The organism is Alkalilacustris brevis (assembly GCF_003350345.1).
GTDB classification, from domain to species: domain Bacteria; phylum Pseudomonadota; class Alphaproteobacteria; order Rhodobacterales; family Rhodobacteraceae; genus Alkalilacustris; species Alkalilacustris brevis.
In genome coordinates this window covers 25432-38718 of the sequence record NZ_QNVJ01000054.1, presented here as the reverse complement: position 1 = coordinate 38718, position 13287 = coordinate 25432, and the positions used below count along the sequence as shown (strand labels likewise).

The window sequence follows — 13287 nt, the reverse complement described above, 5'->3', positions numbered from 1 at the left end:
CGGCGTCGCGCCGGTTGAAGCGGGATCATGCCTTCGGCGAGGATATTTTCGCCACAGTGAAGAGCCCTTTCCAGACAGGCGGGCCGCAACTCTTCCTGCGCATATCTTCTTCTTGGCAATAAATATCCATAATCCGGCTTCAGGATGCGCGCGGCCCGAAGCGGGCGCGCGCGCCAGCCGTCAGCTTCAGCCGCCCACCGGGCGCAGCATGTCGAAGTCGCAGCCCTCATCGGCCTGCAGCACCTGTTCGGCATATAGCCGGTCGTAGCCGCGGCGTTTTTCGGGCGGGACGACATCGGGGGTGAAGGCCTTGCGCCGGGCCTCAAGTTCGGCCTCGTCGACCAGCAGCTCGATCTCGCGGTTCCTGACCGAAATGCGGATGCGGTCGCCATTGCGCACCAGCGCCAGCGGGCCGCCCACCGCCGCCTCGGGCGCGACATGCAGCACGATGGTGCCAAACGCGGTGCCCGACATGCGCGCGTCCGAGATGCGCACCATGTCCTTGACGCCCTTGGACGAGAGCTTTTTCGGGATCGGCAGGTAGCCGGCTTCGGGCATGCCCGAGGCGCTGCGGGGCCCTGCGTTTTGCAGCACGAGGAAATCATCCTCGGTGACATCGAGATCAGGATCGTCGATGCGCGCCGAGAGATCGGCCAGCGAAGTGAACACCACCGCGCGCCCTTCCTTCTCGAACAGGGACCGGTCGGCGGCCGAACGCTTGAGGATTGCCCCGCGCGGCGCCAGGTTGCCGAACAGTGCGACAAGCCCGCCTTCGGGTTCCTCGGCATTGTTGACGCTGGCGATCACGTTGCGGTCGATCCGGCCGGTATCGGCATCGAGCCTGTCGCCCAGAGTCTCGCCGGTGACGGTCAGGCAGTCGAGGTGCAGCAGCGGCCTGATTTCGCGCAGCACCGCACCGATACCGCCGGCGAAGAAGAAATCCTCCATGTAATGCTGCCCGACGGGCTTGAGGTTCACCAGCACCGGGGTTTCGTCGGAGAGCTGGTTGAGCCGCTCGAGCGAGACCTTGATGCCCAGCCGCCCGGCCACTGCCGTCAGGTGGATGATCGCATTGGTCGAGCCGCCGACGGCCAGCAGCACGCGAAGCGCGTTTTCAACCGATTTTTCGGTGATCACCTGGCTGGGGCGGATCGGGTTGTGGATCATCCGCGCGGCGGCCATGCCCGTGGCCTCGGCGGCGCGCAGTCGGTCGGCATGCACCGCCGGGATCGCCGCGGTGCCCGGCAGCATCATGCCCAGGGTTTCGGCGATGCAGGCCATGGTCGAGGCCGTGCCCATCACCGCGCAGGTGCCTGCCGTGGTGGCCAGGCGGCCCTCGATATCGTCGATCTGGGCCTTGTTGATCTCGCCCGCGCGGAACTTGCCCCAGAAGCGGCGGCAATCGGTGCAGGCGCCCAGGCGCTCGCCCTCATGGCGCGAGGTCATCATCGGGCCAGCCACAAGCTGGATCGCTGGCAGATCGGCCGAGGCGGCACCCATGAGCTGCGCCGGCACGGTCTTGTCGCAGCCACCCATCAGCACCACCGCGTCCATCGGCTGGGCGCGGATCATCTCTTCGGTGTCGATGGCCATGAGGTTGCGAAATTTCAGGCTGGTGGGGCTGAGAAACACCTCGCCCAGCGAGATGGTGGGAAACTCGATCGGCAGCCCACCGCCCAGCAGCACGCCACGTTTCACCGCTTCAAGCAGTTCGGGGAAATGCCGGTGGCAGTTGTTGAAGCCCGAAAAGCTGTTGGCGATGCCGACAATCGGTTTTTTCAGCACCTCCTGCGAATAACCCATCGAGGCCGCGAAAGAGCGCCGCAGATAGACCGAGAAATCCGGGTCGCCGTAATTGGTCAGGCCCCGTGCGAGGCCCTGGGGTTGGTCTTGGCTCATGCTTGCTCCGCCGGGTCTTCGAGTTTGATTTTCACATATTTGGGTTCGACATAGTCGTGGATACCCAGGCTGCCGCCCTCGCGGCCATAGCCGCTTTCCTTGATGCCGCCAAAGGGGGCCTCGGCGGTGGCCAGCAGCATCTCGTTCACGCCGACCATGCCGACCTCGAGATCCTCATAGGCACGCGTCGCCACGCTCAGGTTGTTCGAGAATACATAGCCCGCCAGCCCGAAAGGCAGGCTGTTGGCGCGTTCGATCACCTCGTCATAGGTCTTGAACGGAGTGATCGGGGCGACCGGGCCGAAGGGTTCTTCGCGCATGATCCGGGCGGTGTCGGGCACATTGCCCAGCACCGTGGGTTCGAAGAAAAAGCCCCGATTCACGCCGCCGGGCACATTGCCGCCGGCCAGAACTTCGGCGCCCTGCGACACCGCATCGGCGACCAGTTCCTTGATCGTGTCCAGCCCGCGGCGGTTGGCCATTGGGCCCATCTCGACGCCCTCATCAAGGCCGCGCCCGACCTTGAGGCTGCGCGCAACTTCGGCAAAGCGGCGCGAAAAGGCGTCATACTTGCTGTCCTGCACATAAAACCGCGTCGGCGAGATGCAGACCTGCCCGCAATTGCGAAACTTGGTGCGGGCGCAGACCTCGGCGGCCTTTTCGGCATCGACATCGCCGAACACCAGCACCGGGCCGTGCCCGCCCAACTCCATCGAGACCTTCTTGATCCCTTCAGCGGCCAGATGCAGGATCTGCTTGCCCACTGGCACCGAACCCGTCAGCGACACCTTGCGCACGATGGGCGAGCCGATCAGCCGCTTGGCGATCATGTCCGAGGCGCCGGTCAGCATGTTGACCGCGCCGGCGGGCACGCCCGCGTCATGGCACGCCTGCACCAGCGCCGCGCAAGAGGCCGGGCATTCGCCAGCGGGCTTGATGATGATCGCGCAGCCCGCGCCCAGGGCCGCGGCGATCTTGCGCGCGGGCAGTAGCGCGGGGAAGTTCCACGCCGCAAAGGCCGCGACCACGCCCACAGGCTGAAATATCACCGCCATGCGGCTGTCGGCGGTGCGCGATTCGATGATCTGTCCATAGATGCGCTTGGTTTCTTCGGCGTACCATTCGAACTGATCGGCGGCGGCACCGGTTTCGCCCTTGGACTCGGCCAGCGGCTTGCCGGTTTCCAGCGACATCAGCGTGGCGATCTGGTCGGTGCGTTCGCGGATCAGGTCGGCCGCGCGGCGCAGCACCTTGGCGCGTTCCCAGGTGCCGGTGCGGCGCCAGGTGGCGAAACCGGCCTCGGCGGCGACAAGGGCCGCGTCGATGTCGGCCTCGGTCGCGGCGGCGATGGTGCCAAGGCTGTCTTCGGTGGCCGGATCGGTGACCGAGCGCGTGCCCTTGTCGGAGGCATCGCGCCACTCACCCGCGATAAAGAGGCGAAGATCGTGATACATGTTGCTTTGCTGCTCCTCAGATTTTCTGTTGCAGATAGCGGGCCTGCACGTCGTCAACCCAGTTGCCGACATTCCAGGACCCGTAGGCTCCCATCTCGACGTCGGCGTTCTGCTCGGCATAGACGGGGATATGCACCAGCGAAAGCCCCTCATGGGCGTGGGCCTCGGCCAGCGCGGCCTCAAGCGTCTCGCGGGTGGTGCCGCCCCAGAGCGCCTTGACGCCTTGGACCGACCCGGCCATCTGGACGTAATCGACCGCCACCGAGTCATTGGTGCGGAACTCGATGCCATACTGGGCATGTTGCAGCCCGGTGATCGCGGCCATGCGGCGGTTGTCGAAAAGGGCGATCATGCCCTTCACACCGTGCTCGACCGCGTCGATCAGCACCTGCGGGTTCATCATGAACGACCCGTCGCCAGTGAAGGCGATGCCGTATTGCGGGCGTTTCACCCCGGCAGACCCCAAGAGCGCCGAGGTCGCAAACCCCATGTAGGAGGCCCCGGTTTCGGTGAATGTCTGGCCGACGGCGTCATCCTCGACCACCTGAAAGCCGTTGGCCTGCACGTCGCCCGCGTCAAAGAACTTGGCCGCACCGATGCGCTTGGCAAAGGCCTGCACCGCATGGATCGCGGCCGGCTGGCACAGAACCTCGCGTTGCCAGACCGGATCGAACAGGGGCGCAGCCCCGGTGCGCGCGGCCTTGAAGGCGGACCATTCGGCCTTTTTTGCGGTGCAGGCGTCGGCCCAGTCGGCGCGGGCTTTGGCGGCCTGCTCGGTCGGGGCGAGCGCGGGCAGCAACGCCTCGATCACCGCCGTGATGTCACCGGGAAGGGCGTGGGTGTTGGCGTAATGGGTCACATCGGCCAGATCGCCGTTGATGTTGAGCACGGCCTGCGCATTGGGATAGCCAATGCCGGAACAATCCGCCTGGCACACCCCGCGCGAGCCGATGAAAACGGCAACCTCGGCCCCTTCCATCGCGAAATTGCCACTGATCGAGCCCTTGGAGCCGCCAACATGCATGTTCAGCTTGTGCGCATCGGGAAGCACCCCGGTCGAGCCGGGCGACAGCACCACCGGCGCCGAAAGCTGCTCGGCCAGCGCCTGCACCGCAGCTGCGTGCTGGCGCGTGCCGCCGCCGGCCTTGATGACCACGCGCGTGGCCTTGTTCAGCAGATCAGCCGCGCCCGAGATTGCGCCGGGATCGGCTGGCGCCACGCGCGGCACCGAAAGCCGGCCCGGAAGCGTGCGCAGGTTGAACGTGGCGCGCCGGGGCTGGGTGTTGATCGGCAGCATGATGTAGAACGGCCCCGCCCGATAAGGGTGGTGCACGCATTGGGTGCCGCGGCGCAGGCAGTCGCGCAGCGCCTCGGGCGTGTGCAACGTATAGGAGCGCCCCATCAGCGCCGCCATACGGCCGAACAGGCCCTGCTCCTCCTTGGGGATCTGCTGCATGTTGTAACCTTCGCCCCAGGTCGTCTCATCACCATAGATGTGGTAGACGCCGATGCCGTTCGACGCCGCCGCCAGCGACCCGGCCATCGCCTGCAATCCGCCCGGCCCGATCGATGTCACCACTGCCGGCGTTTCGCCATATTGCCAGGCATGGGCGGTGGCGGCATGGGCCATCTCGACCTCGTTGCGGCAGTTTATGACGCTGACCAGGCCTTCCTCGGTATAGATGCGCAGCACTTCGCCCAGATCGGTCGAGCCATGCCCGAAGATCGCGAAATAGGTGCTGACACCCTGATTGAGCAACCCGATGATCAGCCCTTCCGACAGGCTGACCTCCAGCAGATCGGGCAGCGCGCCGTTCTTCAATGCGCCGGGCAAGCCGCCCGCCCCGTTCAGCGCGCGGGCACGTTCACGAATGGCCGCGCTTTCAGGGCTGTCCTTCTTACTTTTCGGATTTGACTGAAGCATCTCGACTTATCCCTGATTTTTTTGGTGTGAAGGTGGCATGGACCGATCGCACGACCTGCGTGCCGATGACGACCACCGCCAACCCCATGAAGATGATCGTGGGCGCCGACGTCCAGAATACACTGGCGTCACCCCCCGACAGGATCAGCGCAGTGCGGAACTCGCGCTCCAGCGACGGGCCCAGAACGATGCCCAGGATGATCGGCGTGAGCGGTATGCGCGCCTTGATCAGCCCGTAGGCCAGCACGCCCAGGATCGCGACCGTGTAGACATCGAAAACCGAGTTCCGGATCGAGAACGAGCCGTAGCCACACATCACGATGATGCCTACGGCCAGCAGATGCGCCGGCACCCGCAACAGCTGCACGAAGAAGCGGATGCCAACCAGCTGGATCGCGACAACGCACAGGTAAGAGACGATGATCGCCAGATAGATCTGGTAGATCTCGCCAGGATGCTGAATGAACAGCATCGGCCCCGGCGTCAGCCCGTGAATCAGCAGCCCCGACAGCAGGATCGCCGTGCCAGGATCGCCCGGAATCCCCAGCGACAGCAAGGGGATCATGGTGCCGCCCGTCACCGCGTTGTTGGCCGATTCAGGTGCAACCACCCCCTCCATCGAACCGCGGCCGAACTTTTCCGGCTCGCGCGAGACCTTGCGCGCATGGGCATAGGCCAGGAAGGCGGCGATCGGCCCGCCGGTGCCCGGAATGGCCCCGATCCCGGTACCCAGAAGCGAGCAGCGCAGCATCAGCCAGAAGGTCTTGCCCAGATCGCGCAGCGTGGGCAACTCGACCCGCACGTCGCTCACTCCGTCGGGCGGAGTGTCGGAGCGATAGTATTTCACGAAGGCGTCGATCACATGCGGCACGGCGAAAAGCGCGATCATCGCCACCAGCAGGTTGATCCCCTGCTGCAAGGTGACGGTGCCGAAGGTCAGGCGACGCACGCCTTCCATCTCGTCCACGCCGATGGTCATGATCATCAGGCCCAGCACCCCGGCGACCAGCCCCTTTAGCAGCGAGCGCTGCGAAAGGCCGCAGATCGTCGAAAGGCCGAACAGCAACAGCGCGAATGTCTCGGCCGGGCCGAAATGCAACGCCAGCTTGGCCACGATATCGACCGAGACGATCATCACGATCAAGCTGACCAGCCCGCCGAAGGCCGAGGCAGCCACCGCCGTGCCCAGCGCGAGCGAGGCCTTGCCGCGCTTGGTCAGCGCATAGCCGTCCATCACCGTTGCCGCCGCCGAGGGCGTGCCGGGAATGCCCAGAAGGATCGCCGAGACCGACCCCCCCGTCATCCCGCCGATATAGGTGCCCAGAAGCATCCCGATCGCAGGCGCGGTCTCCAGCGAGAACGAAACCGGCACCACCAGCGCCATCGCAACCGTGAATGTCAGCCCCGGAATCGCGCCGAAGATCACCCCGAGCAAGCTGCCCAGAAAGACGGCGAGCAGCGCACCGGGCGCAAGCGCCACTGTGGCTGCGGAGAATAGCAACTCCATGGCTGACCTTTCTCAGGTGTTGCCGGGCCCGCGGGCCCGATTGCATTCAGAAGAGGGATATCCATGTCCCGCGCGGGATATAGGCCCCGAGTATCTGGCCGAAGACCAGCCATGACACCGCGGTAATGCCCACCGACATGCCGACGACCAGCACCGGCCTGCGCACACCCACGACCACCCAGAGCGTGAAGGCAACGACCAGCATGGTGGCAATCACGAATCCGGCACTCTGCATCAGGTAGCCATAGGCCATGATGACCAGACACACCGACACGATCAGCCGCGCCAGCGGCCAGCCGGCGATCGGCACCATGTCGGGTTCCTCGTCATCGGGAACATCCATTGCCTGGCCCTTAGCGAACCAGGCATTCAACAGCAGCAGCGCCGACAATCCGATCAGCGATGCGCCCAGATAAAGCGGAAATGCCTGCGGCCCCACGCCCACACCGCGGCCAACCGGCACCGTGAAATACACGGTGCCGGTCCAGACCACGGAAAAGGCCAGCAGAAGCGATCCGAAGATCAGGTCCCGGCGCTTTTCGCGCTGCTCTGGAGATAGCCGCGACATGGCTTACTCTTTGAGCCCGAGCGCGGTCATCAGTTCTTCGAGCATGGCATCATCGCTTGCGATCTGCTCGCCGAACTCGGCGTGATCGGCGAAAGTCACCTCGAAGCCGATGGTGCGCGCGGCCTCGTGGAAGCGCTCGCTCTCCGTGGCAAGGCGGGCAGCCTCTTCCAGAATGAGGATGCGATCTTCCGGCGTTCCGGCAGGTGCGGCCAGACCACGCCACATCACCATGCTGACCCCTTCGGCGCCGCTTTCATGGCAGGTCGGCACGTCGGGCAGCATCGAGATGCGCTCGTCGCTGGTCACGCAGAGGATCCGCAGATCGCCCGCCTCGTGATGCGAGACGAACTGCCCCGGCCATTGCAGCGCGGCGTCAAGACGCCCCGCCAGAAGCTCGACCGGCGCGCGGCCCGCATCATAGGGCACGTGGATCGCATCATCGGCCAGGCCGATAGCTTCAAGCACGGCTTCGGTCGCCAGGTGCGTGAAAGAGCCACGCCCCGAGGCCCCGATGCGCAGCGGGCGGCCTTCGGCCTTGATCGCCTCGGCCATCTCGGAAAGCGACTCCCAGCCCGAGTTGGCATTGACAGCGATCGCCGTCACCTCGGTGCTGATCTTGGCGATCGGGGTGAAGGCGGTGTGGTCGAAATCGAGCGCGCCGCTGTGATAGGTCGTGCTGATCGAGTTCGAGTTCCACACGATATTGTAGCCATCGGGCGCAGTGCCATCCACATATTGATACCCGACGGACCCGCCGCCACCGGTGCGCTGCACGGGCACAACCCGCTCGGGCAGGTGCTCGGACATCAGCTCGGACAGAAGCTGCCCGATGGTCTGGGCAGTCGAGCCGAAGAGAATGGTCATTTCGACCGGACGTTCCGGAAATTCCGCCTGCGCGGGGGCGCCGTGGCCCAGGGTCAGGGCCAGGGCGGCTGTCCCTGCCATCAGGGTCCGTTTGGTAAGTTTCATGGTCTCTCTCCCTTGTTGCACCCGGCGTCCCGGGCATTTGTGGTGCGCCATCTTTCCTCGAAGAGGGCGCACTCCTCCTCTTGTTGCTCTCGACAGGTTCTTGTGTGCTGTCATTCCTGCCTTTGTGAAAGCGCCCATGCGTCGCGGATCACCCGCTTGGCATTGGCCATGATCACCTCGGAAATCTCACCAGCCAGAACCGGGCGCACTTCGGCGCTCACCACCGGGCGCTCGGGCTTGTCGAAAAACCCGTTCTTGCGCAGCTCGCGGAAGAAGGTGACCACCTCGGCAGTGTCGGTTTCGCCACCCGGCACGCCGAAACGCGGCTGGATGTCACCGTAGGCCGGATGCGACTTGTCGCGGAAGGCGCAGTTGCCCACATGCACGGCGTCCAGATACTCGGCCAGCAGCGGGATGCTTTCCTCGGGCGTCTCGTCAAGCAGCGGGAAATGGCTCAGATCGGTCAGCAGGCCGAACTCGGGGTAATCGGGGCGGATCGCACGCGCGATGTCCACCGCATCATGCGCCGGGCCGATCAGGTTCTTCTTGTCAATGCCGCGGTCGAAGATCTTGAGCGTGAACTTCAGCCCGTCCTTTTCCTCGCGCGCGTAGTCCAGGATCTGGTGCAGCGAGTCGATCAAGAGCTTCTTGGCCTCGTCGCGCTTGGCATCGCCCGGATCCTTGCCCGCGATCAGCCGCACGACCTCGGCGCCCAACTGGCGGGCCTCGTCCACTGCGCTTTTCACCGCCTCGACCGCCGCGGCGCGCTGGCCGGCATCCGCGTGGTTGAGGTTGAACTTGTTCGACAGCATCTTGGGCTGGGTCGCATAGGCGACCGAAAGGTGGCTCTGGTCCAGCAGGTGCCGCGCGGTGTTGCGCACGCGGTAATCCTTCATCCAGCCGACCTCGACAGCCGTCCAGAAATCATCGGCGCAGATTTTCTCAAGCGTCTCGACAATCGGGCCCGCGCCCGTCTCGATACCGGGGAAGGCCTTGAAATGAACGATCCCGACCCGCATCGCACTGTACATGGACGTTTCCATGAGTGGTTTTCCTCCTCTTCACACCGCCTGTACGGCGTGGTCCCTCTCCTGAGTTGTCCGGGCCGGCCTCTCCCACCGGCCCCGACGAAATGCTTACTCCGCCGCCATTGCCGCGGCACGCTTTTCGGCCAGACCTGCCAACACCTTTTCGGGCGTCGCCGGCAGCGAGGTGATGCGCACCCCGATGGCGTCATAGATCGCGTTCATGATCGCCGGCGCCGTGGGCACCAGCGCAGGCTCGCCAATCCCCTTGGCGCCCAGCGGGCTGCGGGGGTCGCGGTCTTCGACCAGACGGCAGTTGATCTGCGGAATATCCAGCGACGTGGGCAGGATATACTTGGCAAAACCATGCGTGGTGGTGTGGCCGTCGACGGTCTCGTAATCCTCCATCAGGGCCTGGCCCAGGCCCTGCACGATCCCGCCTTCGATCTGACCCTCGACCCCGCGCGGGTTGATCGCGCGGCCCACGTCATGCACGGCCCAGACACCCAGCACCTGCACTTCGCCGGTCACGGTGTCGACCTCGACCTCGGCCACCTGGCAACCGAACACGTAGGCCTGCCAGGGCGCGCCGGTGCCATCCACCGGGTCCAGCCCGGTGCCATGCGCGGTGAACGACCCCGAACCCACCGGCACGACGCCGCGCTTCTTGCACAGGTCCACGGCCTCTTGCATGGTCAGGCGCTTGTTGGTGCCGCGAGCCCAGATTTCGCCGTTGAAGGCCTCGATCAGCCCGATGTCCACCTGCCAGTAATCGGCCAGTTCGGCATCGAGCTTTTCGCGCGCATTGCGGCACGCCAGCGCGACCGAGTTGCCGATCATGTAGGTCTGCCGGGTGGCGCCGGCATGGGCGGCCTCGGGCGAACGGGCGGTGTCATTGTCGCCGATGGTCACATCGTCGGGGCGCACGCCCAGTTCCTCGGCGGCGACCTGCGCCAGAACCGTCAAAATCCCCTCGCCGATCTCGGTCACGCCGGTGACGATCTTGGCGGTGCCGCCATCGTCAAGCTCGGCCCAGGCGCCGGCGCGGTCGATGGTGGCGGTGCGGGCGATGCCATACCAGGATGCGGCCATGCCGCGCCCGCGGGCCCAGCGGTTGTTCTTGGCAACCATCACGCAACCTCCTGCTTTTCATCGGCCTCGTCGCCGGGCATCCGGAAGCGCGCGCCCAGCGTGCAGGACTGGCGCACATCCGGCCCGTTCAGGTCGCGTCGCTCGGCGCCGCGCGATGTTGGCGCGCCACGCTCCCAGCGGCAGAATTCCTCGGCCACGCGCAAGACCTCCTCGATCGAGCAGGTTTCCAGCTTCTGCTGGGTATGCGTGGTCGAGCCGGCCCGCATCATGTTGCGCCGCCTGATCTCGAACGGGTCGAGTCCCAGCTTCTCGGCGCAGATGTCGAGATGGCTTTCGGTGGCGAACTGCACCTGCATGCCCCCGAATGTGCGAAAAGCCCCCGAAGGCGTGTTGTTGGTATAGACGCCGTAAGTATCGACCTGCGAATTTGCGATGTCATACGGCCCCAGCGACAGGATCGCGGCCTTGCGCATCACCCCTTCCGTCGACATGCCATAGGCGCCGCCATCGGAGATCATGTGCAGGCTCGCGGCGGTGATGCGGCCATCGTTCTTGAGGCCCATCTTGTAGGTGATCCGCGCCGGGTGACGCTTCGCCGAGGCGATGATCGATTCCTCGCGGGTGAAGACAAGACGCACGGGGCGTTCGGTCTTCATCGCGGCCAGGGCCAGCATCCCCTGGTAGATCATGTCCTCCTTGCCGCCAAAGCCGCCGCCCACGGCCGACATGATGAAGCGCACCTTGTTGATCGGCTTGGCGATGATCTCGGACAGCATGTGCCGGTGGTGGGTAATATTCTGGCTGGGCGAAACCACCGTCACCACGCCATCATGATCGACATAGGCCAGCCCTGCCTCGGGCTCCAGATAGGCGTGTTCGACCTGCTGGGTGGAATAGGTGTTCTCGACGATCAGATCGGCTTCGGCAAAGCCGGCATCCACGTCGCCCTTGCGCACCGGGATGTGCTTGACCAGGTTGTCGGGGGCATAGTCATGCACCACCGGCGCGCCGGGCTGCATCGCCTCTTCGGCGTCGAAAATACCCGGCAGTTCCTCGTATTCGACCTTGATCAGCGCCAGCGCGCGGCGGGCGATCTGTGCGGTCTCGGCGGCCACGGCGGCGACAGCCTCGCCGACATAACGCACCTTCTCGCGCGCCATGATCGGCTGGTCATGCACGAAAACGCCAAACCCGTCCTTGCCCGGCACATCGGCCGAGGTGATGACGCATTCCACGCCTTCCAGCGCCTCGGCCTGCGAGGTGTCGATCGAGAGGATCTTCGCGTGGGCATGGGGCGAGCGCAGCACCTGCATATGCAGCATGTCCGGCATCACCATATCGCCGGCGTATTTCAGCTTCCCCGCCACCTTGGAGGGCGCGTCGATCCGGCGCACATTGGCCCCGATGAAGCTGTCGCTTGTTTCGTCGGCCTCAAGCGTCACCGGCGGCAGGCGCCCGGCGATCACGTCACGCGCGATCTCGACCGCTTCGAAAATCTTGGTGTAGCCGGTGCAGCGACAGATGTTGCCGCCCAGGCGTTCCTTGATTTCTTCGATATCGGCATCCGGGTTCTCGCGCAGCGCCGAGGTTGCGGCCATCACCATGCCGGGGATGCAATATCCGCACTGGCTGGCGCCGGTCTTGTGAAAGGCCTTCTGCACCGGGGTCAGGTCGCTGCCTACGGGCGAAAGCCCCTCGATGGTCTGGATCTCGGCGCCATCGGCCTTGAGCGTCGGCATCAGGCAGGATTTTACCAGCTTGCCATCGACAAAGACCGAACAGGTGCCGCATTCCCCCGCACCGCAGCCTTCCTTGGTGCCGGTGAGGTTCAACTCGTCGCGCAGGAAATCCAGAAGCCGGGGCGCCCCGTTCAGCGGGCGCGACACTTTCCTGCCGTTGACGGTGAGGGTGATCTTCTGGTCAGGCATGAGCCTTCTCCCTGTCTTTCTGGCCGGGGCGGGGGGCCCCGGCGGCGGCCAGCGCATCCTCGATGGCGGCCTGCACGAAGCCCTGCACCACATGGCGGCGGTATTCCACTCGCGAGCGCGACGCCACCCGCTCGGCGGGCTTGACGCTGGCCTCGGCGATCAGCCCGGCGGAAACCGGCTGACCGCGCAGCATGTCCTCGATATCGGTCAGGCGGGCGGGCACCGGGCCGACCCCGCCCAGAGCCAGGCGCACATCCTCGAACACGCGCCCGTCGGCCGAGGTTTTGACCAGCGCGGCGGCACAGACCCGGCTGATCACCAGCGACCGGCGCTGCCCGACCTTCTGGAACGAACCGCCATAGCCCGGCAGCGCATCGCAGATCACCGCCGAGATCAGCTCATCCTCGGCCAGAACGGTCTTGCCCGGACCAAGCACGAAGTCGGTCAGCGGCACGGTGCGCCGCGCAATCTCGCCACTGTCCAGCCGCACAAGTTCCACCTCGGCATTCAGTGTCAGCATCGGCGGCGTGCCATCCGCCGCGGGCGAGGCATTGACCAGGTTGCCGGCAAGCGTGGCCTGCTGGCGGATCTGGTCATCGGCAAACCAGATCGCGCAATGGGGCATGCAGGGCAGGTTGGCGCGCAACACCGCGTCGTCCAGGAAATCCTGATAGACGACATTGGCATTGAGCCGGACACGGCCGCCCTGCAGGTCATAACCCTGGAACTCGTCAACACGTGACACATCCACCAATACAGGGAAATGCACATCCCCTGCCCGGCCTTCGCGCGCCCAGGGAACGATATCGGTGCCCCCGGCGATCACCCGACCGCCAGAGGGAAGTTTCGCGACCGCCTCCAGCGCATCGCGCAGGGTCAGCGGCATATGATAGCTGTCATAGGTGAACATGAAACTGACCC

10 protein-coding genes are annotated in these 13287 nt (G+C 65.2%); all 10 read right to left on the bottom strand.

Annotated features, from left to right (window positions below):
- Positions 1 to 186: 186 nt before the first annotated feature.
- The 10 genes from DQ229_RS07955 to DQ229_RS07915 all read right to left on the bottom strand — a co-directional run bounded on the left by DQ229_RS07955 (position 187) and on the right by DQ229_RS07915 (position 13276).
- Positions 187 to 1899, bottom strand: coding sequence for an IlvD/Edd family dehydratase (locus tag DQ229_RS07955; protein WP_114965740.1), 1713 nt, complete (start codon positions 1897 to 1899; stop codon positions 187 to 189).
- On the bottom strand, positions 1896 to 3353 hold the full coding sequence (locus tag DQ229_RS07950) for an NAD-dependent succinate-semialdehyde dehydrogenase (RefSeq protein WP_114965739.1): 1458 nt from the start codon (positions 3351 to 3353) through the stop codon (positions 1896 to 1898). The genes DQ229_RS07955 and DQ229_RS07950 overlap by 4 nt, the downstream gene beginning before the upstream one ends.
- 16 nt (positions 3354 to 3369) lie before the next feature.
- On the bottom strand, positions 3370 to 5277 hold the full coding sequence (locus DQ229_RS07945) for a thiamine pyrophosphate-dependent enzyme (protein WP_114965738.1): 1908 nt from the start codon (positions 5275 to 5277) through the stop codon (positions 3370 to 3372).
- Positions 5252 to 6784, bottom strand: a complete 1533-nt coding sequence (locus DQ229_RS07940; protein ID WP_114965737.1) for a tripartite tricarboxylate transporter permease — start codon at positions 6782 to 6784, stop codon at positions 5252 to 5254. Before DQ229_RS07940 ends, DQ229_RS07945 begins: the two co-directional genes overlap by 26 nt.
- A 46-nt stretch (positions 6785 to 6830) precedes the next feature.
- A complete protein-coding gene (locus DQ229_RS07935) occupies positions 6831 to 7352 on the bottom strand; it encodes a tripartite tricarboxylate transporter TctB family protein (RefSeq protein ID WP_114965736.1) in 522 nt (173 codons plus the stop codon).
- A 3-nt stretch (positions 7353 to 7355) separates the two neighbouring features.
- Complete coding sequence (locus DQ229_RS07930) at positions 7356 to 8321, bottom strand: Bug family tripartite tricarboxylate transporter substrate binding protein (protein ID WP_202909536.1); 966 nt, start codon at positions 8319 to 8321, stop codon at positions 7356 to 7358.
- A 110-nt stretch (positions 8322 to 8431) separates the two neighbouring features.
- Complete coding sequence (locus DQ229_RS07925) at positions 8432 to 9364, bottom strand: sugar phosphate isomerase/epimerase family protein (RefSeq protein ID WP_114965735.1); 933 nt, start codon at positions 9362 to 9364, stop codon at positions 8432 to 8434.
- A gap of 93 nt (positions 9365 to 9457) precedes the next feature.
- On the bottom strand, positions 9458 to 10477 hold the full coding sequence (locus DQ229_RS16915; RefSeq protein WP_202909535.1) for a xanthine dehydrogenase family protein molybdopterin-binding subunit: 1020 nt from the start codon (positions 10475 to 10477) through the stop codon (positions 9458 to 9460).
- Positions 10477 to 12366, bottom strand: coding sequence for a molybdopterin-dependent oxidoreductase (locus DQ229_RS16910; protein ID WP_202909534.1), 1890 nt, complete (start codon positions 12364 to 12366; stop codon positions 10477 to 10479). Before DQ229_RS16910 ends, DQ229_RS16915 begins: the two co-directional genes overlap by 1 nt.
- Positions 12359 to 13276, bottom strand: coding sequence for an FAD binding domain-containing protein (locus DQ229_RS07915; RefSeq protein WP_114965734.1), 918 nt, complete (start codon positions 13274 to 13276; stop codon positions 12359 to 12361). Before DQ229_RS07915 ends, DQ229_RS16910 begins: the two co-directional genes overlap by 8 nt.
- Positions 13277 to 13287: the final 11 nt, after the last annotated feature.